Origin of the sequence: Litoreibacter albidus, assembly GCF_900107015.1 — a bacterium.
Lineage (GTDB): Bacteria > Pseudomonadota > Alphaproteobacteria > Rhodobacterales > Rhodobacteraceae > Litoreibacter > Litoreibacter albidus.
This window is the reverse complement of record NZ_FNOI01000009.1, coordinates 16,208-42,335: the sequence shown is the minus strand read 5'-3', so window position 1 is coordinate 42,335 and position 26,128 is coordinate 16,208. Positions and strand designations below refer to the sequence as shown.

Here is a 26,128-nt window from a genome sequence, read left to right as displayed (position 1 = left end):
CCACCAAAATGACAATCAAACGCACTGAATTAAGCAGCCGGATGAGCCAGACCGTTGTGCACGGCGACACTATCTATCTGGCAGGTCAAGTCGGCTCCGGCGACGACGTGACCGCGCAAACCAAAGACATGTTGTCCGAAGTTGACCGTCTGCTTGCATCCGTTGGAAGCAGCAAGTCGCACATCTTGTCCGCGACAATCTGGATGGCCGACATGGCGCAGGTTGACGATATGAACACGGTCTGGGACGCATGGATCGACCCCGCAAATCCACCTGCGCGCGCATGTGTCGAATCCCGCCTTGTGACGCCGGAGTTCTTGGTCGAGGTTATGGTGATCGCCGCTAAGGCTTGAGCCAGTACCACCTATAAATGCAAAAAGGCCGATGCTGTGATGCATCGGCCTTTTTTTGTTTTAGAAGCGTACGCCCCTAACTACGCCTTGAACACCGACACCTGCGACGGATCCACTGATACGGCGACCTGCGTGCCGATGCTCAACCCCTGACAGTCAACGTTCGGGCTGCGGACGCGCAGGCTTTCGCCATCCACCGCCACAACAATTTCCGTCGATGGGCCAAGGTCACGCATAAACTCGATTGTGCCCACAGCCGCGCCGCCAGCCTGTGCCACAGGCGCGAGCGAGATATGCTCCGCGCGCACGGCGGCTTGCATCATGGTATTGTCGGCGTGGGCAGTATCTACGGCGGTGAGCTTACCCAGTAGCTGCACTTGGCCACCTTGGACGGACCCTACATTGATCAGGTTTGCCGCGCCCAAAAAGTCCGCGACAAAGCTGTCTGCGGGCTGTTGGTAAACCACCGAAGGGGCCGCAGACTGACGCACGGCGCCGTCTTTCAGCACCACCAATTCGTCGGCTAGCATCATGGCCTCGTGCTGGTCGTGGGTCACGAGGATCGTTGTTACACCAAACTTTTGTTGAAGCTGGCGCAGCTCGATCTGCATGTTGTCGCGCAGCTTGGCATCAAGCGCCGACAGCGGTTCGTCCAGCAAAAACAGCTTGGGCTGGATGGCGAGCGCGCGCGCGATTGCGACCCGTTGGCGTTGCCCACCGGACAGCGCGGAGACCGGACGGTCCGCGATAGACGGGAGCTGAATAACATTGAGCAACTCCTCTACGCGGTCGCGTTGTTCTTTGCCACTGACACCGCGCAGCTTCAGGCCGTAGGCGATGTTGCGTGCCACACTCATGTGCGGGAACAGGGCCAGCGACTGGAACACCATGCCAAAGCCGCGCTTATGCGGTGGCACTTGTGCAATGTCGCTGCCGTCCAAGAGCAATCGTCCCGATGACGCGCTCTCGAAGCCCGCGATGATACGTAGCAAAGTTGTCTTGCCGCAGCCCGACGGTCCAAGCAGGCAAACGAAAGATCCGCGTTCGATCTTCAGATCGATGTTCGACAGGGCTTTGACGTCGCCAAAGTTCTTGGAAACGCCATCGATGTGAAGGTGGGTATTTTGAGTGCTCACGAGGAGAGACCTTTCAGAAGAGACTTGCGCGGCCCGCGATCAGCTTGTCCACAAGCACGATCAGCACGACGTCTGCAACGATGATGAAAACGGAGAGCGCAAGCGTCGAAGGATCAAGCGAGGAAACCGTGCGGCTGTACATCCAGATCGGCAGCGTGCTGACGTCGATTGTGTACATGAAGAATGTGATGGTGAATTCGTTAAAGCTGATGATCAACGCGAAGATCAATCCGGCAAGGATGCCCGCCTTCATCAACGGAATAACGACATCCCAGATCGCGCGCAGCGGCGACGCGCCCAGTGAAACGGCGGCTTCCTCGATCTCGACGCTGATGCCATTCATCGCACCCAGACAGTTGCGCAACACGAAGGGGAGCACCAATGCCACATGCGGGATCACGATCCGCCAGATGCCGATATCGACCCGCAGGCTTTCCGCGATCAACAAAAAAGCGATGCCGAGGATGACCAACGGGAACACGAGGGGCAGGGTGAACAGCAACTCCATCCCGCCGCGAATACGGCGGTCACCCCGTGCCAGCGCATAGGCCAGCGGGATGCACACGAAAGTGGAGATGCCCATAACGATCACCGCGACGAGCAAGCTTGTCAGCGTGGAATCCACAACCGACTGCGCGCTGGAGGCATCATCCGCCGTGAACAGCGCGATCACATCCCAGTACCAGCGTAGCGACAGCGCCTCTGGCGGGAAGCCCGTGTTATCCGCTGCCGAGAACGACATGATGGTCACCACGATAACCGGCAAGGATGAGATCAGAATGCCGACGATTGCCAGTGCGATAATCACGAAGCGGTAGCTGCCACCGCCCTCATTGGGAAGAAGTCCGACGCGCATCTTAATGCCTCACGTTTTCTGACGTCATCCGCACCAACCAAGACGAGAAGAGCAAAACTATCAGCGTTATAAAGATCAAAATCATGCCCGCCGCCGCAGCGCCGGACCAGTTAAACAGCGGCGAGATCATATCGCGGATGGCAACGCCCATCATTTGAACGCGACGACCACCCAGCAAAAGCGGGATCGCAAACGCACTGGCGTTGAAGGCAAAAACGATAGACGCGGCGCCAAACAGGCCGGGGCGGAGCAGTGGCACAGTCACATCAAAGAACGTCCGCCATTGGGAGGCCCCGAGAGAGCTTGCGGCTTCCAGATGCTCTTGTGACAGCCCGCGCACGGAGCTCACAATCGGGAAAACCGCCAAGGGCAGGGAGGTCTGGATCAGGCCGAGAAGTACGCCCGTCTCGTTGAACAACAGGAAAATCGGGCGGTCGATGATGCCCAGGCTGCGAAGGCTGGAATTCAACACGCCGCTTGGCCCCAGCAGCAAAATCCAGCCGTATGCCTGAACCAGCAGGTTCAGGATCAGCGGCAATAAGATCGTCACCGTCAGGCACCGCCGCGCCAACGGGCTACGCAAAGACGTGAGAAGAAACGCGAGCGGGACAGCCAGCAGCATCGCTACAAGCGTTGCGACGAAGGCCAGCTTTAGCGTCAGCCAGACGGAGCGGCCGAAGAACGGCGTCATCAAATCCAGATAGGGCTGGATCGAATAGCCGTCGATTGTGCCTTTGTCCCCCGATATTGAAAACCGGAAGATGTAGAAACAGGCCCCCAGAAACGGGAGAATGGCGATGAGCGCCGGCAAAGAAAATGCCAGCGCTCTGCTGCGTGATAACGCAATACTCATGTATCTTCAGTCCTGCTTTTGGGTGACGCTTAGGAAAGCGTCTGGTTGTAGCGATTGATCCAGTCTTCGCGCACATCGGCGATGAAGGATTTATCGTGAACGACCGCTGCTTCGCCCATCTGCTCTGGCTTGATGATGAACGGGCTGGCTTTCGCAGCTTCGGACATAACCGCGTTTTGGTTGATCGGGCCGTTCAGCACGGCTTCGGCCATCACGCCCTGAACTTCTGCGTCCAGCGTGAAGTCGAGGAAGGCGTGCACCACATCGTCGTCGCCTGGCTTGGATTTGGGCACAATCGTGTACATCAGGTCGGCGAAGAAGCCCTCATCCACATCGTAGGTCGCGCCCATGTTGGAGTTGGCCGGATCCATCAGCTCTTTGGCGTAGAAGGCCGGCGCGTAGACGCCGCCGATGTCCAGCGCGTCGGAGCGGAACAGTTCGGACAATTGCGCGGGGTTCTCGCCGAACGTCAGGATGCTATCGCGCAGCTCTGCCAATTTGGCGAAAGCTTCGTCGGCGTTGGTGCCGTCCCCGCCGATCATCTTGCCAGTGGCAAAGATGGTGTCCAGCGCATCGGTCCAAGTTGACGGTGGCAAGAACAGGCGGTTCTTATGCGCGGCGTCCCACATTTGGGCATAGGAGGTTGGCGGCTCTTTGAATGTTTTGGTGTTGTAGATCAGCCCGCCGGTCCACAGCAGGTACCCGATCCCGTGACCGTCGGCACCGGTGCGAAAGCGCGGGTCAACTTGCTCTAGGTTGGGCAGCAGGTTTAGGTCTGGCTTGGCCAGCAGCCCGTCGCCCGCCAGCTCCACCGCGCCAACGCCCGCAAGTGTAATGACGTCGTATTGCGCACGGTCGCCCGCGGCCCGTAGCTTCGCGACCATCTCTGAGGTGGAGCCGGTGCGGTCCGCGATAATGCGCGCGCCGGTCTTTTCCTCAAACGGTTTTGCGATGTGGTCCAGCACAGCGAGACCCGTGTTGTCCGACCATGTGAGCAAGCGAAGCTCTTTGCCCGCAAGCGGCTGGTGACTTCCCGCGCGTAGAATTGACGGCATTGCAAGCGTTGTCGCCATGCCTGCGCCTGCGGATAAAACTGTGCGCCGTGAAAATTTGTTGACCATGATATGTCCTTCCTGAAGGGGTGGCCGCCATATTTTACTGACGGCTCATTAGCTGCCTGTATCATCGGCCCCCTGCGAAGGTTTTAAATATCTATAAATCAAAGAACTGTTTCATTTGGATGCAACTATGGGGATTTTGTTCGCCCAGCTGCGACGTAACACGTCAGGCCCAGTTAAGTGGCCAGACGTCCAAATCATAACGTACGCGCGGGTAGTCCCCGCAAGTACGTGTTTTATCACCCGCGGCCCAAGGCGCGGGGCCGCGGCGTGTTAATCCGCGTCGAATTCAACCGGATCAGGTCCGCAACGCTCCCCGGTTTCAAGCGCGGCGATGGCAGCCATTTCTTGGTCGCTCAGGGCAAAATCCATCACATCAAGATTGCTTGCAAGGTGGTCACGGCTTGTGGAGCGCGGAATGACCGAGTGACCCAGCTGCACGTGCCAGCGCAAGATAACCTGCACGGCGCTTTTGCCCGTACGGGCCGCGATATCCTTGATCACCGGCGTGTCAAAAGACCTGCCACTGCCGAGCGGCGTCCAAGCTTGCGTTACGATCCCGCGCGCCTCGTTCGCGGCACGCACGGTTTCGTTCTGAAAGCGCGGATTGATCTCAATCTGGTTCACCGCAGGCGTCACGCCGGTTTCTGCGATCAACCGGTCAAGGTGGTCAGGATTGAAGTTGGACACCCCGATAGAGCGCACCTGTCCGGCCTCACGCGCATCAATCAATGCGCGCCATGTGTCGACGTATAAATCGCGCGACGGGCAGGGCCAGTGGATCAGCACCAGATCGAGGTAATCAAGACCAATGCGTTTCAAGCTGGCATCAATCGCAGCACGCGCCTTGTCGTATCCCTGATCCGAATTCCAGACCTTCGACGTTACGAACAGCGCATCGCGCGGGCTTGGGGCCTGACGGATGCCTTCACCCATGCTTGCTTCATTGCCGTAAATGAACGCGCCGTCAACAAGCCGGTAGCCCAAGTCGACAGCGGCGCTGACGACGCCAGGCGTGGTTTCATCATCTATCTGCCAGACACCAAATCCAAGCTGTGGGATGCTGTGGCCATCGTTGAGGGTGATTTGCGGGATATCAGTCATGTGTTGTCCTTCGTTTTCAAGAACGCCTCAATGAAGGCGTCAGATGTGGCTTCGGGCGGGATGTAGTGGACCCCGTCAGGCGGTTGCAGGGCATGTGATTGAGGGTGGAAAACCACCGTCATTCCGGCGGCAACTCCGGCCTTCGCGCCAGTCGGGCTGTCTTCCACGACAATGCAGTCATGCGGCGCAATGCCCAACCGATGGGCCGCCAGCAGGTAGCATTCCGGCGCGGGTTTGCCTTGTGCAACGTTCCCACGCGTCACAACCGCACTGAAGGTAGTCACCAGTCCGGTAGCCTCCAAGCACACCGCGACCTCCGCCGCGGTTGAATTTGAAACCAAGGCCGTGGGGATGCCATCAGCCGTTAGCCGTTCAGCCGAACTGGCCGCTGGTTCGCGCCGAACGATAGCCTGTGCGTGGTGGGCAAAATGGCGCTGCTTGAGGGCGGTCCACCCGTCTTGCGTTAACGCAATATCCGTGGCCGCTTGCAACGCTCTGAACACCTTGTCGCCGCTCGAGCCGAGCAATCCGTCGTGTAGTTCGGCGGGCACCGTTACACCAAGCTCGGTAAGTGCCGCATCGAATGCTGCGGCATGTGCTGGCTCACTATCCGTGAGCGTGCCGTCCATGTCCCACAACACTGCGCGGGTCATGGCAGGGCATCCAGATCAGCGTGAAGGTCCGCAGCCTGCTGATATAGCTTCGCATAGATCGGTGCCATTCGGTCATAAATCTCCGTCCAACGGGCATCAGGCGCGACTTCGCTGCTATAGCGCACCATCCGTGCGGCAGCCGTTTTCAGGTCGGCTGCATCGCCAGTCGACGTTGCCATCAACATCGCCGCACCAACAACCCCGCATTCCAACTCCTCCGGGACGAGGTAGGGGACATCGAACATGCTTGCCTTAATTTTAAGCCACAGCTCGTTTTTCGCCCCCCCGCCAGCAGCAACGATGCGGTCAGGGCGGCCCAAGTCGCCTTGAAGCCCGTCCAGTCTTTGGCGCATGGCGAACCCCACACCTTCGAGCACCGAACGGTGCAACTCCGGCAGACCGTGCGCAGCAGTCAGGCCAAAAAACTGCGCGCGCAGCTCCGGCCTGCGGCGTTCGCCGGACAGGTAGGGAAGGAAAAACAGCTTATCCGCACCCGCCCGAGCGGAGGTCGCGCTGTGCGCAACATCGGCGTAGCTGCGCTTGTTTTCATGAAAAGCCCGTCGCGCCCAGCGGACGGCGTCACCGCCCGCGTCCAGTAGTGTCATGGCGCCCCAAGTGCCATCAGCCGCCAAAACGTTGGAAATCTCTGGCCCGATGACCGGAGCGTCGCGCATAAGCGTGATGATGCTCGACGTGCCCGTAACATCGGACCCCATGCCCGCCGCGATGACGCCTGAACCCGTCAACGCCATCGGGTAATCCCCCGCACCGACAAGCACGGGGATGTCAGCAGATAGGCCCAAATCGCCAGCGACGTTCGGCAACAAGGGGCCAAGCACGTCTTGCGGATCTTTCAAATCAGGTAAAAGCGCGTGAGGTACGCCGGTCATGTCGCATAGGCGCTTGGACCAGTCACGGCGCTCCCAATCCATCAGGAACGACAGCGAGGCCTCCGTGAAGTCCTGCGCCCGCTGCCCCGTTAGGCAATAATTGATCCAGTCCTTTGGCATCAGTACACTGGTGGCCTGTTCCAACGCTGGGGCGTCATTTTCTGCAAGCCATGCCAGCTTGAACGCGGGCCAAGCTGTGGCGGGCGAGTTGGCCGTCAGCGCCACCGCCGCGTCGTGATCGGCCTGCTTCTCGAACGCCGCCACCTGTGGGGCCGTGCGTTTGTCGTTCCACAGCGGCACCGTTTCGCGGGTCAGGCGACCGTTACCGTCGATAAGCACCGTACCGTGCATCTGCCCGCAACAGCAGATCGCGGCAACGCGCGCAGCCCCGTTGCGCACATCATCCAACACCGTGCGCACCACTGCACGTGTCCCGTTCCACCAGTCGGCGGGGCGCTGTTCTGACCAGCCAAATTGCGGGACGATCTGTTCATGCTCTTGGTGCGCCAAGCCTTGAATGCGGCCGTCGCGGTCCACCAAGGCTGCGCGTAACCCGCCGGTGCCTACGTCAATTGCAAGGTAGAGGTCGCGGATCGTCACAGCCTTCTCTCGGTGTTTATGTCAAAGAAATGCGCCTTGCTCATGTCAATATCCACCGTGCAATCCGCGCCTGGTTCAGCAGGGTAGCGCGGGGCAACTTGGGCCACGATTTTTTCGCCCCCGACGTGGCCCAGCACAAGAGTGTGCGCGCCCAACGGCTCCAATGTATCGCAACTTAGGGTCAGGGCGGCGGGCTGATCCCCGCCGTCCATGTGTTCGGGTCGGATGCCCAAGGTCACGCGCTCACGCGCGCCAATCCGCGCAAAGGTCTCAGGTGAGAGCGCCAACCGTTGGCCATCAAGCCAAGCGGCACCGTCGCGCGTCGCCACCTCGAAAAAGTTCATTGCGGGGGAGCCAATGAAATTGGCGACAAACCGGTTGGCGGGTTCTTCGTAAAGGCGGATCGGCGCGTCGACCTGCTCGATAACGCCCGCACGCATGACGACAACGCGGTCGGCCATGGTCATCGCCTCGATCTGATCGTGCGTCACGTAGACCGCCGTGGTGCCCAGACGTTTTTGCAGGAGCTTGATTTCAGTCCGCATCTCAACCCGCAGTTTTGCGTCAAGGTTTGACAGGGGTTCATCGAACAAGAAGACCTGCGGGTGACGGACCAGTGCCCGACCGATGGCAACGCGCTGACGTTGCCCGCCCGACAAGTTGCGCGGCTTGCGGTCAAGATACGGCTCCAGCCCCAACAGAGTGGCGGCCTCATCAACGCGCGCTTCGATCTCCGCTTTGGGCGTGCCGTGAACCTTCATCGCATAGCCAATATTTTCCCGCACACTCATGTGGGGGTAGAGCGCGTAATTCTGGAACACCATGGCGCAGTCGCGCTCGCCCGGGCGGACATGCGTCACGTCCTGCCCTGCGATTTGCACATTGCCGGTTGTCACTTCCTCTAACCCTGCCAGCATCCGCAAAGTCGTCGTCTTGCCGCAGCCAGACGGGCCGACAAGGACGATGAATTCGCCTCTGTTGATGGTCAGATCAAGCGGCGGCACAACCTCCACCGCCCCGTAGGATTTGGTGATCTGGTTAAAGACGATATGCGGCGTGTCCGTAGTGTCGAGCATGGTGCTCTCCTCAATTCTCGGGTCGTTGGTGCGGCCCCACCAGACAGCGGGACCGCTGGGAGCAGCGTTTACTCAAGCCCCATCGAGGAGCGGTAAGCGGCAAGTTGGTTCTCGCGGCCGAACTCGTCGGTCAATTTGTTCCACTCCGCAGCAATGGCATCAAGCGCCTCTTGTGGTTCAACCTGTCCGGCGATTGCTTTTGACAGTTCGATTTCCAGAACCTCCGTGTAGGAGAAGAAACCAGGCAAGCGCAGGTCCAATGCAACGTTCGGACTGTCGAGCGAACCACGCTGCGCAGCAAGGTAGCTTTCGGCTTCCTCAGGCGTAAAGATGGCCGACCAGTTGTCGAGGTTCTCATAGTGGCTCAAGCGGTAGGGGTTAACACCCGTATTCGCGGTGACGATGGCTTGTCCCGAGACCTCAGCGCTTGTCACTTCTTGCACGAATGACCACGCGGCGTCTTTGTTTTCGCTATCGGTCGGCACGGCCAGTTGCCAGCCCCCGAACGCTAGGAATGGGGATGCGACCGGTGCTTCAAAAGTGTCCCAGCTATCGGTGACAGAGTTCCAGATTTTGTCGGAGCCGGGCAGGATGGCCGTGCGAACGTTGCCTGCGATCGCACCTTCCGTTGCGCCCAGCACACCAGAGTCCGCCCAGTCGATGTTCATCGCAACAGACCCGCCGGAATACAGCGGACGCACGTCGCCCGAGCCGTTGTTCAAGGCGCCCGGAGGGTTGAAATCCAGCCCGCGCTTGTAGTCTTCCAAAGCCTTCAGCCAGCCCGGATTGTTGATCTGCGCATCCATAGTTTCGGGGTCGAAGAACATCGCGCCCGGGGTGTTGGGGTTATTTGTGTAGCTGGCGGCGTGGCTAAAGAAGTACCAGAACTGCTGGCCGCCGCGACGATAGGCTTCGGCGGTGCCGTAATCGACAGCTTCGGACGCCGTAAAGAATTCAGCAATGTCGTAATACTGATCCCATGTCACAGGCGCCGCCAGATCGTAGCCGTATTTCTCCTTGAATGCAGCCATGTTGTCCGCATCCTCAAAGAGGTCTGCGCGGTAGTTCAACATGTGCATATCGCCATCCATCGTGGCGGATTTGACCTCACCGCCCCATGACATCAAACGCTCGCGGTAGACGGGGTGAATATCCTCCCATGCGGGGCCTTCCTGCATCGCGGCAGGCATGGCCGACAGAAACGGCGCGAAGTCTGGCACCCACGCAGGGATGAAGCCGATCACGTCGAAGTCGCCAGTCTGCTGGCTCATCGCGGTCAGGAATTTCGGGTAGAGTTCCGAGAAGGGGAACTCGACGATATCAACTGTCCCGCAGGTCTTTTCCGACCAGCTGTCGGCCGCCGTTTTCAGCGCCGACGCAATGAACGGGCCGTTTTGCGTCGAGACCGTAAGGGTAACGCCGGTAAAATCAGGCGCGCAGGCTGCATTGGCGAGGCTCGCGATAGGCACCAGCGCGGTTGCAAGTAGTAGGTTTCTCATTGGTTCATTCCTCCCTTGGAAAGCCGTCACTTGATGGATCCGGCAAGAAACCCCGAACGCATCATGCGCCCGAGAAAGATAGCGACCGCGATCATCGGGATGATCGAAATCAGTGCGGCCACGGAGATTGCCCACCACTCGTCGCCGCGGGACGAATTCTGTCCCGCCATGAGGATTGGAAGGGTCTGCCATTTTGAGGACGTCAGCAGCAGCGCAAACAGGAACTCGTTCCAGATAAAGGCCAGCACGATCATCGAGGTGGCGATCAGCCCCGGCTTCGACATTGGCAGCACGATCTGGAAGAAAATCCGCATGCGTCCGATGTTGTCCACCATCGCGGCCTCCTCGACTTCAACCGGAACATTGGCGAAGAAGTCGCGCATCAACCACACCGCAAAGGGCAGGCCGAAGGCGGTATAAGCCGCGACGAGCCCGGGGAAGCTGTCCAGCAGCCGGACCCCCGCCTTGTTCATCTCCGCGTACAGCAAAAACAGCGCGAAGGCCGAAACGATGGGCGGGAACATCCGCTGCGAGATGAACCAGAAAGTGACATCATCGTTGCCCAACACGGGGCCAGGCAGGTTGCAGCCGTTGAGCCAGATGGCGGTGGGCAGGGCAATCACCAAGACCAAGCCAAGTGATTGCGGAACGCTAAGTCCGATGCCTTGGTTCAGGACAGCGAAGCCGCCAATGGACAGCACGCCGAACGCCAACCCAGCCAGCAGACGAATGCGGAACTCGAAGCGCACCAAGGCATAGGCGGCCATAGCTCCTAGGAACACCGCCAACCCCGTCGAGATTACAGAGATCGTGATTGAGGCAAAGATCGGCCCCGCAAAATCTCCGCGTACGCCGGAAAACGCGTCCTTGAAGGCCTGTAGTGTCGGTTTGAAGTCCACGAATGGGATGTAGGTTGCGCCGCCGCTTACCGCTGCAGGCGGCTTGAACGCGGTGACCAGCACCCACCACAGCGGGAACAAGCAAAAGACAAGCCACACAAGGGCAAGGCCAAGGCCCAGTCGGCGGAACATTACACGGTCCATCACTGGTACCTCCGGATCATGCGTTGGGCGACAGCGAGATAGATCGTGCCGAACAGGATCACTACAATCAGGAACAGGAAGCTCAGCGCCGAGGTCATGCCGATGTTGAACTTCTTAAAGCCCTCGTTGTAGGCGAAGAGGGTCAAGGTTTCCGTCGACGTGCCGGGACCGCCGCCGGTGAGCACAAACACGGTGTCGATGATCTTGAATCCCTCGATCAGGCGGATGAACACAACCGCCACAGACAGCGGCAAGAGCATTGGAAAGGTGAGGTCGCGAAATCTGCGCCACGCTGAAATGCTATCAACCCGCGCGGCCTCGAACACTTCGGTCGGCAGCCCCTGCAAGCCCGCGAGCATCAACAACACAACAAACGGGGTCCATTGCCAGATTTCCACAGTGATCAATGTGGCGATGGCAAAATTGGGGGACGTCAGGAAGGGCAGGTTTTCCAAGCCAAACATGGTGAAAAATTCATTCACCGGCCCAAGGACTGGGTGAAACAGCATACGCGCAATAAGCGCCACGCTGACTGGGGCAAGGAACATCGGCAGCAAAAAGCTGACACGGTACAGGCTGGCGCCCGGTACGTTGTGATGCAACGCCAACGCCAGAGCGAACCCCAAAACGTATTGAATAGCGACAGAGATCAAAACGATCATCGCGGTGACTTGGATTGACCCCCAGAAGCGTGCGGAGCCAAGGATTTCGACGTAGTTATCGAAGCCCACAAATTTTGCAGGGACGGGCGGCACGATGCGGATCGTCTGGAATGACACGACCAGCGCGTAGATCAGCGGGAAAAGGGTGATGGTCAGCACCAACAGGAAAGCCGGAAAGATGAAGGCGTACTTCACCCTATCAAGCTGTGGAATTTGGCTCATGTTGCGTGTCCTCCGTTACCCGGGAGCATGGCCCAGCTTAAATTTGGAATCAACAAATAAAGTAGCAAAACTACCAAAAAAGTTTGCGGGCATCCATTCGGGTGGAGGCAGTCGAAATAGCCACGCCACCCAAGCGAGTAGGTTAGAAGGTAAATTAAATCCTTTTAAACATGGTTATACTTTGCAGAAAACCGCGCCCTGAAGTCATTCACGTCCGCTCAATCCCGCCCAATACCGCGCCCGCCAAGTCAAATGTGTTGCACGCCTCGTGCCATATGTGTAGCTTTACTACCAAATATGTACGGGAGCACAGAATGCACCAAATACCGACCACCCACAGAATCGACCCATCGACTGGCTCGATGAGCAACGCCACTGGACACTATGAAAAACGGCTCAAAGATCTCGCGGGCATTTACGGCAACGCGCAAGCTTTTGAGCACGCGGCATCCGGCGCGGGGGACCGCATCGTCTATACCGTCCATGAGGCGAGACCAACGGCGACACAAGGCGACTTGATTTTTGGCACCACCTTTATGGAGCCGGGTCAAATTGGTGGCGAGTACTTCATGACGCGTGGCCACATCCACGCACGGGCAAATCGCCCCGAAACCTATTACGGGGAGAGCGGTCAGGGCGTCATGCTGCTGGAAACGCCAGAGGGCGAGACCAAGATCATGGAGATCAGCCCCAAAGTGCTGATCTATGTGCCGCCGCTCTGGATTCACCGCTCCGTCAACACGGGCGACACGCCCTTGGTGATGAGCTTCTGCTACCCCAGCGATTCCGGGCAGGACTACGGGGTCATCGCTCGCTCTGGCGGCATGGCGAAGCGGATCGTCGCGAATGGCGACGACTGGAGCGCCATCGACAACACCTCCTACCGCCCCCGCGATGCGGATGAGATCGCACGCATTTATTCCACAACTGATTAACGGATCAAACCCATGAATATTTTCGACACCCTTTCGAACCACGGCGTCGTGCCAGTCATCGCAATTGACGACGCCGCTGATGCAATCCCCCTTGCCGATGCGCTGATCGCGGGCGGCTTACCGCTGGCAGAAATCACCTTCCGCACGGACGCGGCGAGTGCCATTATCAAAGCCATTACCAACGAGCGCCCAGATATGATCGTCGGAGCGGGCACCGTACTGACCGAAGCGCAGGCGGATGCTGCGCTGGCTGCCGGTTCGCAGTTCGCCCTCTCGCCCGGAATTGATGCCGCTGTCTTGGCCCACGCGAGGAAGATTGGCCTGCCGTTCGCCCCGGGTGTGATGACGCCGTCGGAATTGCAGATTGCCCTGCGCCACGGATGTGAGATGGTAAAGTTCTTTCCAGCAATGCCCGCGGGTGGGCCAGCCATGCTGAAAAACATCTCCGCGCCTTATGCGCATACTGGCATCGGATTTAATCCGACCGGCGGCGTGACCCCTGACAATTTGGCAGACTGGCTTTCCCTGCCACAGGTACGTGCGGTTGGTGGCACGTGGATTGCCACCCGCGACGACATTGCAGCAAAGAACTGGGATAAGATTTCGCAGAACGCCCGCGCCGCTGTCGCGCGTGTGCAAGACATTCGGGGGGCGTGATGCAGCTTACACCCGCCACGCGCCCGACTTTCTACTTTATCGGCGTCACCACTGGCAGCTCCTCCATCATGAAGGTGTTCCCGAAGTGGGCCGACTACCTTGGCCTCGGGGATGTTGAAATTCGGGGGATCGACCTTGTCCCGCATGACGCGCCGGAGACGTATCGCGCTGTCGTGGATTTCTTGAAGTCCGACCCGCTGTCATTGGGTGCGCTTGTGACCACCCATAAACTCGATCTCTTCGCCGCATGTCGCGACATGTTCGATGTTATCGACTCTCATGCGGAGCTCATGGCCGAAACATCCTGCCTCTCAAAGCGGGATGGGCAGCTGATTTGCCATGCTAAAGACCCGATCTCATCGGGCCTTGCGCTTGATGGCTTTCTGCCGGTTGATCACTTTTCCAACACGGGCGCGGAAGTGCTATCTATGGGGGCAGGGGGGTCGACCATCGCGCTCACCTGGCATCTGATGCAGGCGGCGCGCGGCGCCAATAGACCCAGCCGCATCGTCGTGACCAACCGAAGCGCCCCGCGCCTTGAGCATATTCGCAAGATCCATGAGCAAATCGGCAGCGATATCCCCTGCGAGTACATTGTCGCGGAGACGCCGAAAGACAATGACCTTGCGATGGCTGGGTTGAAACCAGGGTCGCTCATCATCAATGCGACAGGTCTTGGAAAGGACGCGCCCGGATCCCCGCTGTCGTTCAAAGGCCCGTTCCCGCAAAATGGCATTGTGTGGGAGCTAAATTACCGAGGCGAGTTGATTTTCCTCGACCAAGCCAAAGCACAGGAAGCCGCCAAAACCTTGCAGATAGAGGATGGCTGGACGTATTTCATCCACGGCTGGACGCAGGTCATTGCAGAGGTCTTCAATATAGAGATCGCAACCAGCGGCCCGGAATTCGACGCCATTTCCCGCATCGCAGCGCAAGCATCGGGGCGCGCATCATGAACCGCATCATGATTACCCCTCGGTCCCTGTCGAACGGCGGACACCCCGCGTTGCGCCCGTTGCAGGACGCCGGATTTGAGCTTGTCATGCCAGCGCCTGGCGCAACGCCGAGCGAGCAACAACTGCTGGCCGCAGTGCCCAGTTGCGTAGGGTGGTTGGCAGGGGTCGAGCCGATCTCCGAGGCGGTAATTTCCGCTGCCCCGCACCTGCGCGTCATTAGTCGTAACGGCACCGGAATAGACAATCTTCCGATGCCTGCACTGGAAGCGCGCGGCATCGCTGTGCGCCGCGCCGAAGGCACCAACGCGCGTGGGGTCGCGGAGCTTGCCCTTGCCCTGACGTTTGCGGGGCTTCGCGATATCGTACCCACCCACACCGGACTGCAACAGGGCGTGTGGCCACGTCGCGCAGGGCATGAAATTCAAGGCGCGCGCATCGGTGTTGTCGGTCTTGGCGCGATAGGTGCGGCTTTCTCGGAGTTCTGTCTGGCCTTGGGCGCACGGGTGCGCGGCTTCGACCCTTTCGCACCGGAAGGCGCATGCGGTCACCCCAACTTTGAGCGGACAGACCTTGCCACAGCGCTGACTGACGCGGATGTTGTTAGCCTTCACGCGCCAATGCCGCAGGACGGAAGACCGCTGCTCGGGGCATCGCAACTGGAGAAGATGGCGCAGGGCGCAGTAGTGGTTAACACCGCGCGCGCTGGCCTGATCGACGACCGCGCGATGCTTGCGGCCCTCGATAGCGGGCGGGTGGGGGCTTACGCCACAGATGTGTTCCCGACAGAGCCGCCAGAGCTGACCGCATTGCTGCGTCATAATCGGGTTGTGACAACCTCCCATATTGGCGGCTTCACACGACAATCGGTAGAGCGCTCTACGCGCCGTGCCGTCGATAACCTGCTGGACGTGTTGGCCCGCCATGAAGCTTGAACCAACGATAGGATTTCCACCAAAAGGCGTGGCCGGTTTGTACTGGCTGGGGCAAGCGGGGTTCTGGATTGACACAGGCGTGCACCGGATTTTAATTGACCCGTATCTGTCCGACAGCCTGGCGCGTAAATACGCAGGGACGGCCTATCCGCACCTGCGCATGATGCCGCCCCCAGTGACGGTCGCAGAGCTTCCGCGCCCAGATTTGGTGCTGGTAACCCATGCGCACACGGATCACATGGATCCTGACACGTTGATGCCCTTACGAGACAGGTTTCCCGACCTCACCTTCGTCGTGCCAGCGGCCGAACTGGAAACGGCGCGGGAGCGGATCGGCGTCAGCGCAGAGCTATGGCCAGCATTGGCAGGGGATCGCTTCTCCCCTTTGGATGGGTTGGAGATTGAAGTTTTTCCCGCTGCACACGAAATCCGCGAACGCGACGCGGACGGCCGCGACCGATACCTTGGCTACGGGATAAAAGCGACGGGCCTAAAGCTCTACCATTCAGGCGATAGCGTGCCCTTTGATCTATTGGACGGGCTGGTCCAAAGCTTTGCCCCTGACGTTGCACTGTTGCCCGTGAACGGACGTGACGCAAAGCGGCGCGCCGCGAACATACCCGGCAACTTTACGCTGGAAGAGGCCGCTCATCTGGCGCGGAATTGCGCCTTTCTCGTCCCACATCATTTTGGTATGTTTGCATTCAACACTGCGGAAACCGCTGATATTGATACCTTGGCGGCCCGAACGTCTAGACCAAAGGTGTTACGCCCCGAGGCAGGGAGTTTCCTGCGGATACTGCCCTGAAGGACAAGCGCGATGGACGCCAAGACAAGCAGCTTCGACGACAACCTGCTAGAGACCATCGTGCGACTACGGGATACGCTGCGCAAATCTGACAGCAGGGTGGCGGAAGTTGTCCTCGAGAAACCCGAAGATGTGGTTTCCATGACTTTGGCCCAACTGGCCAACGCCGCCGAGGTGAGCGAACCCACAGTGATCCGGTTCTGCGCCGCCGTTGGTTGCGACGGCTTCAGGGATTTGCGCGTGAAACTGGCGCGGTCCATGGCTTTCGCGCGCAGCACATCACACACCGCTATCACCGAAGATGACGACCTTGGCGCCGTGATGACCAAGATTTTCGACTACAATCTATCCAACCTGAATTGGGCACAAAGCAAGCTGGACGAGCGGGCCGTATGCGCGGCGGTTGACGTATTAGCGGGCGCACGGCGGATCGAGTTTTTCGGGTTTGGCGCATCGGGTATCGTCGCGCGTGATGCACAACAAAAGTTCCCCCTTTTCGCGGCGCCCTGCGGTGCCCCTGCAGACGCCCACCAAATGTATATGACGGCCGAAATGCTGGGCGCGGGTGACGTGGCGGTGGGCATCTCCAACACGGGTCACACCCACGAGATCGTCACCGCGCTCGAAGTTGCGCGATCCAACGGGGCGGCAACCATCGGGATCACAGGCCAGCACGGCCCGATGCTCGATCACTGCGATGTCGCGCTTGTCGTGGAAACGCTGGAGAACACCGACCTTTATACGCCCACCGTGTCGCGCCTGTCGCATCTGGTCGTCATCGACATACTCTCAACAGCGGTGAGCCTTCGTCGCGACGAGTCGCATCACCAACGCATCACCAGAATGAAGGCCCGCCTGACCCTACTGCGCGGCACAATTTCTGGCGCAAATGTGGTAAGCGACGAGAGCAATTCCTGACGACCATAGAGCTAGGCCTTTCGGGCTTGTTGGCCGGAACCCTACTTAGGCATTGATTTTTAACAATAAAATTTGCGCCTCTACGCACCCCAAAAAGTGTAAATAATTTCTTTACAAACCGTCCGGTCGGTATACTGTGACTTAACGTCAAAGCTGGGGGAGGCTCAAAGACATGGCTGAAAAGAAGTTGGTCAGGATCAGAAATGCGGAGCGTACGATCCGGGTATTGAAAAAAGCCACGAAAGATCAGTTGATCAAACGTGGCTTCAACGGGCTATCCATACAGTCGATTCAAGACGATGCAGGCGTATCAAAAGGCGCGATGTTTCACCACTTTCCGTCTAAGGACCATCTGGTCGCGGCGGCTTTTGAGGATGTTCTGGTCGAGTTCACCCAAGCCATGCAGGAAACCGGCCGTGCACTTCAGAACGGCCACATTACCAAAACCAAATTTGTCGCCGACATCACTGCCATTATGTCGAGCGATCTGGTCATAGGGTGCCTAGAAATTTCCTTAGCCATGCGCAACGGATACAGCCTCGCGGACCTGATTGCCCCGGCTATTGAAACATGGCGCGCTGCCTTGGCTGATTTCTGGATCGATACTTTTGATTTGCCAAACCTATCCGCACAAGACGCCCGCACACATTGGGCGCTGGCCTCGAACGCAATGAGAGGGCATGCCCTGGCAACCTCCTTCGGCACCACCAAAAAAGCGACGCAACTACATTGCGAAGGGTTCGAGAGAACCTTCCTGAGTGACGCCCAAGTGCGGCCGTTGGCACCCAAAATCACGACACTGAAATGAAAAGGGGAGAAGACATGACATTGCTTAAAAACTTTTTGGTCGGGGCCGTCGCGCTTGGCGTTATGACGGGTGCTGGCGTTGCGCGTGACCGCATTCAGGCCGCGACTTGGGCGCCACCGGCGCATCAGGCATCGGTCTATTTTCACACATTCTTTGCCGAAGCCGCCAACAAGCGGGCCGCAGGAATTTTAGACGTGGAAGCCGAGGTTGGTTCCAGCATGCTCACCCCACGCGGCGCAATGGCCGAACTGGCCGATGGTATCGTCGACCTATCCACGCATATGGGCCAGTACACGCCGACAGAGCTTGCCGTGTCCAACTCGTTGGAAGAGCTCGCGATGCTATACTCCGACCCTCGCGTCATCATCGCCGCCACAACAGAGTTCGGGTTAACGGACCCTGACATGCTGGCGGAATGGAAGAAGAACCGTGTGGTCTTTGGCGGCGGCTTTGTGACCGGTCAATACCGGCTAATCTGCAATAAAAAGATTGCGACATTAGACGACCTCAAAGGTGCAAAGCTGCGTCTTCCCGGCCGTGCGCCTGCGGCTTGGGCAAACGGTGAAGGTGCCGTGACAGTCGCCCTGAGCCTGCCGGAGCAATACGGGGCCCTCGACAAAGGCGCGTTGAATTGCACGACGACGACCTTGTCCGACACGTTTTCCAACAAGGTCTATGAAGTCGCGCCGCATGTGACCGACCTGCCGATCACGCTGTTCTGGTCCGGTTTCGGTTGGGCCTACAACCCGCAAAGCTGGGCTGAACTATCGCCCGAGCAGCGCCGCGTTCTGTTCGACGCCAAAGCTGACGCGATTGCTGCGTATATCGTGCGCGGTCTTATCGTCGCGGAGGACGAAGCCCGCGAAAAACTAGTTGAGGCAGGTGTTGAGTTTCACCAGCCCGAGGCTGACTTGGTCGACTCCATTGTTGCCTATCGTGAGAAGCAGTCCGAAGTTGCTGAAACCATCGCAGCCGAAACGTTCGGGCTAAACAGTCCCGCCGACGTATTAAGGCGCTTCAAGTCAACCATCGAGAAGTGGGAAGCCCGCTTGGCTGATGTTCCCGCTGACGACGAAGCCACTTATGCGGAAATGTTGCGCACTGAGATTTTCGACAAAGTCGACGTCGAAACCTACCCCGCGCAGTAATCAGACACCTCAGTCTTTTGCATACGCGTTAACGGACCGGGCCACGGTGGCCCGGCCTTCTTCCCCACAGCGAGGCTAACATGCACAGGGCGACAAGGTTCGTCGGCCAACTGGCCGCACTCCAACTGGCGATTAGCGCAATTGCCGTTTTGGCCATTCTGGTAACGGTTTCCATGGACGTGGTTATGCGGGCGGCTTTCAATGCACCGTTCAGTTCAACGATCGAAATTGTGTCCTACTACTACATGATCCCGATGGCTTTCCTGCCGCTAGCAATGCTGGAGCTGCGGGGCGAGCATATTGACACAGAACTGCTCTACAACCTGATGCCCAGCCCCGTTCAAAAGCTATCAACACTAGTTGCGGGAATGCTGGCCTGTCTGATCTATGCCGTGCTGACCTACTACTCCTTCAAGCAGGCGATGACGTCGACCACCGCTGGCGAACTGGCCATGGGCGTGAACCTTTTGCCAATCTGGCCGGTGCGTTGGATCATGCCAGTGGCGTTTTTCATGGGCATCATCGCCGCGCTTTTGCTGACGCTCCAGCGTCTCTTCAATACTGGGGCTGACCATGAGTGAACAGCTGATCTCTATCATTTGCGCCTTCTCGGCACTGCTTGCCCTGATCGCCATTCGTGTTCCCATCGGGTTGGCGCTCATATCAGTGTCGTTCTTCGGCATCGCTTACGAGGCAAGCTTACGCGCCGCTATCGGGTCCATCGCGCGGTTGCCATATGAGCTTGCAACAAACTGGAGCTTCTCTGCTGTTCCGATGTTCTTGCTGATGGGATTTGTTGCAGCGGAGACCGGATTGACGAAGGGGCTATTTAACGCGTGCCGCTCGCTTTTGTCGAAATTACCCGGTGCGCTGGCTTGTGCCAGCGTGCTCGCGAGTGCTCTTTTCGCTGCGGCATCTGGATCGTCAGTCGCAACCGCTGCTGCGATGTCACGCATCGCCATTCCAGAAATGCTGCGCGCTAAATATGACGAAGGCCTCGCCTGTGGCACGGTTGCGGCGTCGGGCACGCTGGGGTCTCTGATCCCGCCAAGCATCCTCATGATCTTGTATGGGGTATACGCCGAAGTTTCGATTGGCGGATTATTCCTAGCCGGTGCGCTACCCGGTCTGCTGTCGGTGGCAATCTACATGGCGATGATCATGATGCGTTGTAAGGCCAACCCGATGTTGGCAGGCGGCACGCTGCCGCCGGAAGACAAGCAGCCAATCGGACCTATGCTGGTGTCACTCTTGCCGCTTCCGGTGTTGATCGGGATTGTAATGGGCAGCATTTCCTTTGGGATAGCGACACCCACCGAAGCTGGCGCGCTAGGGGCGCTCGGCGCGGTTGTCATCGCAATGGTCAACGGCACGTTTCATTGGGCCCCGTTCTGGCGCGCGGTGAAACAGACGGCGCTGTCCTTCACGGCAATATTTATAATCGTCGTCGGCGGTGCGCTTCTGACCCGTTATGTTGCTATTGCAGGCATTAGCAACATGTTGCGCGATCTGTTTGCAGACGGCGCGGGGGGGCCGTTGGTACTCATCCTGTCAGTGTCGGTCCTCTATATTGTTTTGGGGATGTTCATCGACTCAATCGGTCTGCTGCTGCTCACGGCCCCGCTCATTCTGCCAATCGCAATTTCCATGGACATTGATCTGATCTGGTTCGGGATCATTCTGATCAAACTGCTAGAAATTGGCCTCATCACACCACCCGTCGGGCTGAACATTTTCGTCATCCATAGCTCGCTGTCGGGGCGTATCGCCCTTCCCAAAATCTTGCGTGGCGTAACCTGGTTCATCGCCATGGACGTCTTAACGCTCGCCATATTGATTGCATTCCCTGCGATCACTTTGTGGCTGCCTACACTCATGAAGTAAGGACCTAAAAATGAACATCGTCGAAACTTTTGCAAAACCATCAACCGCTGAAATGCAAAGCCGGCTCGACCGATTGCAGGAACACATGCGCGAACAGGGCTTTTCCGGCTACGTCATGGCCGACCCGTCCAACGTTCTATGGCTCACCAACTTCGCCAATTACGTACACGAGCGCCCCTTCATCCTGTTCGTCCCTGCGAAGGGGCGACTGACGTTCCTGATGCCACGCCTTGAGCTGGATCACGTGACCGCCCGTAGCATCGGTGACGTCGAGTTCGTCACCTACACTGAATTTCCCGCGCCCGTCGGCAAGCGCTGGAACGACGCATTTGGCGAACTACTGCCAACAGGGTCGGAGAAGATTGCGGTGGAGCCGACTTGCCCCCTGATGATCTCAAACGAGATCGGGCCACGCGTAGAGATATCGACGCTCATCGACGACATCCGCGCCGTGAAATCCGAGTACGAGCTGGGCCGGATCGCCTACGCCTGCCGGTTGGTAAGCGAAGCCCATATTCAGTTTCTTGAAAACGCAGGCGAGGGCGTGACACAGGCACAGGTCAACGGCACCTCGGGCAAGACACTGTTTGAAAATCTGGTGAAGGACGATCCCGCACTCAACCCGTTCGCCACTTCGATCCACACGATGTTTCAAAACGCAGCGGCATCCTACGACCCGCATAATTTCTCCGATCTCGACATGACAATGCGCGACGGCGGGCCGCATATCTCGGTCTTCAACTCGCTGCTGAATGGCTACGGTGCAGAGATCGAGCGCACATTTTTCATCAACCATGTACCGGAAGAGGCGCGGCGCCCCTTCGACATCATGATGGAGGCGCGCCAGCGGGCATATGAGCTCACTAAACCGGGCGCTGTGATGAGCGACATCGACCGCGCCGTGACCGAGGTTTACGAGAAGCACGATGTGATGCACGCGTTCCGTCATCGCGCGGGGCATGGTTTGGGTGTGACAGCACATGAGGGTCCTTTTCTGGCGGAAGGTGACATGCGCGTCGTAGAGCCGGGCATGGTCTACACCATTGAACCTGGCATCTACTTTCCCGGCCTTGGCGGCTTTCGTTTCTCTGATACGGTTGTCACAATCGACGATGGCCTCGTCCAGTTGACACACAGCCCCGAAACACTTGAGGAACTGACACTATGAGCGCGCTTTTATACAATCCCGCCGACATTGACCCCAGATCCGAAAAGGCCCTAATCGGCGCGGGCAGCACCTATATCACGGTGCTGGCCTATTATGAAGGCGGGCACCTCGCACGGCGCCTATTCAGCAATCTGCGCGATGTTTTCCCGCTCGACGGCGACAAGGAGATTCCGGCGGGCTATCTCTACGATAAGTTGTACCTCAACGCGGAGGTATCCTTTTCCGCGACCCCCGAAGAGATCAAAGAGATTTTCTGGGACGAGGATGTGATTTTAGCGGCTGGCATCACAGCGATCCTGAACGTGCCGTTGAAACGGGACGGCGTCACAATCGCGAGTGTTAACTGCCTCTACACGGACACCCCGCCATTGAAATCCATTGACCACATTGCGGCAGAGATTGAACAGGCTTTGATGACAGATCAAACCTGATCCGCAACGCCGCGAAAATTCACCCAATACATTGAACGCTTTGAGATAAGGATAACTCTATGCCTATTAAAAACCGATTAGCTGAAATGCACCCAGAGATCACGGAGTGGCGCCACCACCTGCACCAGAACCCAGAGCTTGGTTTTGAGGTGCATGAAACAGCGGCCTTTGTGGCCGAAAAGCTGCGCGCATTTGGTGTCGATGACGTCACAAGCGGCGTCGGAAAAACCGGCGTCGTTGGTGTGATTAAGGGTAAAACTGATACGTCCGGCCGCGTGATCGGACTTCGTGCCGACATGGATGCCCTACCAATTCTTGAAGACACCGGCTTGGATTACGCGAGCAAAAACGCGGGAAAAATGCACGCCTGCGGTCACGACGGCCACACCGCGATGCTCCTCGGTGCAGCCAAATACCTTGCAGAGACGCGCAATTTTGATGGCACAGTCGTCGTTATTTTCCAACCAGCCGAGGAGAACGGCGGCGGCGGCAACGAGATGGTCAAAGACGGCATGATGGATCGTTGGAACATTCAAGAAGTCTACGGCATGCACAACCAGCCTGGAATGCCAGCGGGCAAGTTTCTAACCAGACCCGGCGCGTTTATGGCGGCGGCAGACCAGTTCTACGTCACTATCCGCGGGCAGGGCGGCCACGCCGCGATGCCACATGATGCAATCGATCCTAACCTGACCACCGCCCACGTCTTGCTGGCGTTGCAGTCAATCGCCAGCCGGAACGTGGACCCGCTCAAGCAGGTTGTCGTGTCGGTTTGTTCTATGCATTCGGATTCCGAAGCGACCAATGTGATCCCCGAAACTGTTAAAATATCGGGTACCGTCCGCACATTGGACGAGGACATCCGCATGGCGGTACGCGAACGGTTCCTGAAAATCGTTAATGCGACCGCCGAAGCTTACGGGTGCAGCGCAGAGATCGAGTATGAAATCGGCTACCCAGTCACAGTGAATTCTGCCGAACATGCCGTTTTCGCGGCGGATGTCGCGCGTGAGGTGACACCGGATGTGAATGATGACACCCCACCGTTGATGGGCGGGGAGGACTTCTCCTACATGCTGAACGCACGTCCGGGGGCTTACGTCTTCTTAGGCGCAGGCGAGGGGGCCACGGTTCACCACCCACAATACAATTTCAACGATGACATCATCCCGCTGGGGTGCAGTTGGCTTGTCGGGATGGCCGAAAGCCGGATGCCATCGGCCTAAGAAAATTACACTGCAGCGGCTCGGATGGCGGCTGCAGTTATCGCGCCATCCAGCCGCCGTCTACAGTCAGGATATGGCCGTGAACGTAGTCGGACGCCGCCGAGGACAAGAAAACGGCGGGTCCGGCGAAATCTTCAGGGGCACCCCAACGCGCGGCGGGGATGCGCTCCAGAATGGAGCGTGAGCGGTCAGCGTCTTCCTGAAGGGCTTGCGTGTTATCCGTCGCCACATAGCCAGGTGCGATGGCATTCACGTTGACACCGTGCGGCGCCCATTCGTTTGCCAATGCTTTGGTCAGCTGGCCGATCCCACCCTTGGACGCCGCGTAGCCCGGAACAGTAATCCCGCCCTGAAACGTCAGCAAAGACGCGGTAAAGATGATCTTCCCCGACCCACGGGCCACCATCCCGCGCCCGATTTCGCGACTTAGCACGAACTGCGCATTCAGGTTGACCTCTATAACAGTATCCCAAAGCTCGTCGTCGTGCTCGGCAGCGGGCTTGCGCAGGATCGTACCTGCGTTGTTGATCAGGATATCCGGCTCAACCCCGTCCTTGGTTAATTGGTCGGCAAAGGCATGGACCGCAGCACGGTCCTTAAAGTCGCATTGATAGGCGGTGAAGTTGCGCCCAGTGGCGGCGACATCCGCACCCACCGCGCTCCCCTCGGCCTCTAGCGACGCACTGACACCCACGATGTCGGCACCCGCATCAGCCAAGGCTTTTGCCATTGCACGACCAATGCCGCGCTTCGCCCCTGTCACAACGGCGGTTTTGCCTGAAAGGTCAAACATAGTCATTAGCGGTCTCCGGCGGGTTGCTATCTCATACTTTATGAAGCGGGCCGACAGAATGTCGACCAACAAAGATCAAGGTGAGTGCGGGGGGCGAGGACACCGCCCCCCGCACTCTTGGTGCGTCAGTCGATGGCGGCGACACCGGCGTTCATTTCGGCGATGGCGTCATCCACCGAAATGTTTTCCGTCATCAGCGCGTCATGGACACGGTTCAGCACCAATTCGTATTCGGCGGCTTTGGGATGCACTGGCATTTCCAGATAGGACGCAGTCGTTACCAGCGCACCTGCGCTCGTCTCATCCTGCGGGAAGCCGTCGCGCGAGGTGATCGTTTCCAGAACGGCATCGTCGCGCATCGCGGGGATGTTGCCAACGCTGGCCATCACGGCCGCGCCCTCTGGCCCCGACACCCAAGAGATGAAATCCTCTGCCGCGTCTGCATTGGCCGAGTTCGTGTTAATGCCAAGCGAAGTGACCTGACCGGACGTGGCACCGGCCGCAACACCATCAGGGACGGGGAAAGAGGCGATGCCCCAATTGACCGCCGTGCTTTCACCCGAAGCAACTTTGTCGATCTGGGTGCCGATGAACCATGATCCCATTGGCAACATCGCGATTTGGCTGTTGAAGAACGGCCCCGAATAATGGGTCTGCGACGTCTTCAAAGAACCGTAAGAGCGGATAATACCGTCCTCCTGCAGGGACAACGCGCGCTCATACCATGGCTTAAGAAACCCATAATCATCGGCCACGAGCGTACGTTCCCCGCTTTGGATCGCGGGCAATTGCACGGTCGAGCGCCACGTGTGCAGATGCGTGCCGTACACCTTGTTCGCGCCAAACCCCGACGTCACCGCGCGGGCCTTTTCGTCAAACTGACTCCACGTCATGTCATTGCTCGGGTAGTCAACGCCAGCGGCATCAAACAGATCCTTGTTGTAATACAGGATCCAGAAATCCGTCCGGAACGGCAAACCGTAGACCGCGCCATCTAGGGCGAGTGTCTCAATCAGGCCGCCATACGCGCTCGTATCGGCTGGGATAGCACCCATCTCCGAGAGGTTTTTCAACCGCCCAGTGCTAACCATTTTGGCGTATCCGGGAATGTCCTTAATGGTCACAACGTCGATCTCGTTAGAGCCACCAGTCAGTTGGGTCATGATCATTTGATTGTAATCAGACGAGCCCAGATCAGTGTATTCAATCTTCACATCGGGATTTGCGGCCTCGTAAGCGTCAATCAACGGTTGGTAATACGGCGTGCTGTCGTAGTCCCAGATTGCCCAGTTCAGCGTTGTGTCTTGCGCCATTGCTGCACTGGCCCCTAGGCCGAACATCATTGCCAGACCGGCAATTGTGTAGGTATGCGAATTGGTCATTTTGTCTCCTCCAAGAG

27 protein-coding genes are annotated in these 26,128 nt (G+C 58.3%); 14 read left to right on the top strand and 13 right to left on the bottom strand.

Annotation, left to right across the window (positions count from 1 at the left end):
• Positions 1–8 precede the first annotated feature (8 nt).
• A complete protein-coding gene (locus BLW66_RS16140) occupies positions 9–353 on the top strand; it encodes a RidA family protein (RefSeq protein WP_089948379.1) in 345 nt (114 codons plus the stop codon).
• Between the two features lie 80 nt (positions 354–433).
• Here BLW66_RS16140 and BLW66_RS16135 read toward each other — a convergent pair whose 3' ends face one another.
• The 11 genes from BLW66_RS16135 to BLW66_RS16085 form a co-directional block, all read right to left on the bottom strand.
• Positions 434–1,489 carry an ABC transporter ATP-binding protein gene (locus BLW66_RS16135; RefSeq protein WP_211664287.1) on the bottom strand — a complete coding sequence of 352 codons (1,056 nt, stop codon included), beginning with the start codon at positions 1,487–1,489 and terminating at the stop codon, positions 434–436.
• 13 nt (positions 1,490–1,502) lie between these two features.
• On the bottom strand, positions 1,503–2,345 hold the full coding sequence (locus tag BLW66_RS16130) for an ABC transporter permease (protein ID WP_089948377.1): 843 nt from the start codon (positions 2,343–2,345) through the stop codon (positions 1,503–1,505).
• Position 2,346: 1 nt separating this feature from the next.
• Positions 2,347–3,198 carry an ABC transporter permease gene (locus BLW66_RS16125; RefSeq protein ID WP_089948374.1) on the bottom strand — a complete coding sequence of 284 codons (852 nt, stop codon included), beginning with the start codon at positions 3,196–3,198 and terminating at the stop codon, positions 2,347–2,349.
• Between the two features lie 29 nt (positions 3,199–3,227).
• Positions 3,228–4,319 carry an ABC transporter substrate-binding protein gene (locus BLW66_RS16120; protein ID WP_089948371.1) on the bottom strand — a complete coding sequence of 364 codons (1,092 nt, stop codon included), beginning with the start codon at positions 4,317–4,319 and terminating at the stop codon, positions 3,228–3,230.
• Between the two features lie 270 nt (positions 4,320–4,589).
• Entirely contained in the window at positions 4,590–5,420 is an 831-nt protein-coding gene (locus BLW66_RS16115) for an aldo/keto reductase (RefSeq protein ID WP_089948368.1), read from the bottom strand.
• Entirely contained in the window at positions 5,417–6,073 is a 657-nt protein-coding gene (locus BLW66_RS16110) for an HAD family hydrolase (protein WP_089948366.1), read from the bottom strand. The genes BLW66_RS16115 and BLW66_RS16110 overlap by 4 nt, the downstream gene beginning before the upstream one ends.
• Positions 6,070–7,563 (bottom strand): xylulokinase, encoded by a 1,494-nt coding sequence (locus tag BLW66_RS16105; RefSeq protein WP_244508676.1) that lies wholly within the window; start codon positions 7,561–7,563, stop codon positions 6,070–6,072. Before BLW66_RS16105 ends, BLW66_RS16110 begins: the two co-directional genes overlap by 4 nt.
• Complete coding sequence (locus BLW66_RS16100) at positions 7,560–8,639, bottom strand: ABC transporter ATP-binding protein (RefSeq protein WP_089948364.1); 1,080 nt, start codon at positions 8,637–8,639, stop codon at positions 7,560–7,562. The genes BLW66_RS16105 and BLW66_RS16100 overlap by 4 nt, the downstream gene beginning before the upstream one ends.
• A 68-nt stretch (positions 8,640–8,707) precedes the next feature.
• Positions 8,708–10,138 (bottom strand): extracellular solute-binding protein, encoded by a 1,431-nt coding sequence (locus BLW66_RS16095; protein WP_089948362.1) that lies wholly within the window; start codon positions 10,136–10,138, stop codon positions 8,708–8,710.
• 26 nt (positions 10,139–10,164) lie between these two features.
• Positions 10,165–11,169: a carbohydrate ABC transporter permease gene (locus BLW66_RS16090; RefSeq protein ID WP_211664286.1), complete on the bottom strand. Its 1,005-nt coding sequence runs from the start codon at positions 11,167–11,169 to the stop codon at positions 10,165–10,167.
• Positions 11,170–11,180: 11 nt separating this feature from the next.
• Positions 11,181–12,065: a carbohydrate ABC transporter permease gene (locus BLW66_RS16085; RefSeq protein ID WP_244508675.1), complete on the bottom strand. Its 885-nt coding sequence runs from the start codon at positions 12,063–12,065 to the stop codon at positions 11,181–11,183.
• Positions 12,066–12,379: 314 nt separating this feature from the next.
• On the opposite strand from BLW66_RS16085, the gene BLW66_RS16080 reads away from it, so the two are divergent.
• The 13 genes from BLW66_RS16080 to BLW66_RS16020 all read left to right on the top strand — a co-directional run bounded on the left by BLW66_RS16080 (position 12,380) and on the right by BLW66_RS16020 (position 23,936).
• Positions 12,380–13,000, top strand: a complete 621-nt coding sequence (locus BLW66_RS16080) for a glucose-6-phosphate isomerase family protein (RefSeq protein WP_089948358.1) — start codon at positions 12,380–12,382, stop codon at positions 12,998–13,000.
• A 12-nt stretch (positions 13,001–13,012) separates the two neighbouring features.
• The gene (locus BLW66_RS16075; RefSeq protein ID WP_089948355.1) at positions 13,013–13,657 is read left to right on the top strand and encodes a bifunctional 4-hydroxy-2-oxoglutarate aldolase/2-dehydro-3-deoxy-phosphogluconate aldolase; all 645 of its coding nucleotides are present in this window, start codon (positions 13,013–13,015) and stop codon (positions 13,655–13,657) included.
• Positions 13,657–14,613 carry a shikimate dehydrogenase family protein gene (locus tag BLW66_RS16070; RefSeq protein WP_211664285.1) on the top strand — a complete coding sequence of 319 codons (957 nt, stop codon included), beginning with the start codon at positions 13,657–13,659 and terminating at the stop codon, positions 14,611–14,613. The genes BLW66_RS16075 and BLW66_RS16070 overlap by 1 nt, the downstream gene beginning before the upstream one ends.
• On the top strand, positions 14,610–15,545 hold the full coding sequence (locus BLW66_RS16065) for a phosphoglycerate dehydrogenase (RefSeq protein WP_089948351.1): 936 nt from the start codon (positions 14,610–14,612) through the stop codon (positions 15,543–15,545). Before BLW66_RS16070 ends, BLW66_RS16065 begins: the two co-directional genes overlap by 4 nt.
• A complete protein-coding gene (locus BLW66_RS16060; RefSeq protein ID WP_089948349.1) occupies positions 15,535–16,353 on the top strand; it encodes an MBL fold metallo-hydrolase in 819 nt (272 codons plus the stop codon). Before BLW66_RS16065 ends, BLW66_RS16060 begins: the two co-directional genes overlap by 11 nt.
• 12 nt (positions 16,354–16,365) lie before the next feature.
• Positions 16,366–17,271, top strand: a complete 906-nt coding sequence (locus BLW66_RS16055; protein WP_089948347.1) for a MurR/RpiR family transcriptional regulator — start codon at positions 16,366–16,368, stop codon at positions 17,269–17,271.
• Positions 17,272–17,443: 172 nt separating this feature from the next.
• On the top strand, positions 17,444–18,079 hold the full coding sequence (locus BLW66_RS16050; RefSeq protein ID WP_089948344.1) for a TetR/AcrR family transcriptional regulator: 636 nt from the start codon (positions 17,444–17,446) through the stop codon (positions 18,077–18,079).
• Positions 18,080–18,093: 14 nt separating this feature from the next.
• Positions 18,094–19,227, top strand: coding sequence for a C4-dicarboxylate TRAP transporter substrate-binding protein (locus tag BLW66_RS16045; protein WP_170833510.1), 1,134 nt, complete (start codon positions 18,094–18,096; stop codon positions 19,225–19,227).
• Between the two features lie 80 nt (positions 19,228–19,307).
• Complete coding sequence (locus BLW66_RS16040; protein ID WP_089948336.1) at positions 19,308–19,808, top strand: TRAP transporter small permease; 501 nt, start codon at positions 19,308–19,310, stop codon at positions 19,806–19,808.
• Positions 19,801–21,111, top strand: coding sequence for a TRAP transporter large permease (locus tag BLW66_RS16035; RefSeq protein WP_089948334.1), 1,311 nt, complete (start codon positions 19,801–19,803; stop codon positions 21,109–21,111). The genes BLW66_RS16040 and BLW66_RS16035 overlap by 8 nt, the downstream gene beginning before the upstream one ends.
• Positions 21,112–21,121: 10 nt before the next feature.
• Positions 21,122–22,279: a M24 family metallopeptidase gene (locus tag BLW66_RS16030; RefSeq protein WP_089948331.1), complete on the top strand. Its 1,158-nt coding sequence runs from the start codon at positions 21,122–21,124 to the stop codon at positions 22,277–22,279.
• Positions 22,276–22,710, top strand: a complete 435-nt coding sequence (locus BLW66_RS16025; protein WP_089948329.1) for a hypothetical protein — start codon at positions 22,276–22,278, stop codon at positions 22,708–22,710. Before BLW66_RS16030 ends, BLW66_RS16025 begins: the two co-directional genes overlap by 4 nt.
• 59 nt (positions 22,711–22,769) lie before the next feature.
• Positions 22,770–23,936 (top strand): M20 aminoacylase family protein, encoded by a 1,167-nt coding sequence (locus BLW66_RS16020; RefSeq protein ID WP_089948326.1) that lies wholly within the window; start codon positions 22,770–22,772, stop codon positions 23,934–23,936.
• Positions 23,937–23,973: 37 nt separating this feature from the next.
• Here the strand turns inward: BLW66_RS16020 and BLW66_RS16015 are convergent, their stop codons facing one another.
• Complete coding sequence (locus BLW66_RS16015) at positions 23,974–24,735, bottom strand: SDR family NAD(P)-dependent oxidoreductase (RefSeq protein ID WP_089948322.1); 762 nt, start codon at positions 24,733–24,735, stop codon at positions 23,974–23,976.
• Between the two features lie 119 nt (positions 24,736–24,854).
• Positions 24,855–26,111, bottom strand: coding sequence for an ABC transporter substrate-binding protein (locus BLW66_RS16010; RefSeq protein WP_089948319.1), 1,257 nt, complete (start codon positions 26,109–26,111; stop codon positions 24,855–24,857).
• Positions 26,112–26,128: the final 17 nt, after the last annotated feature.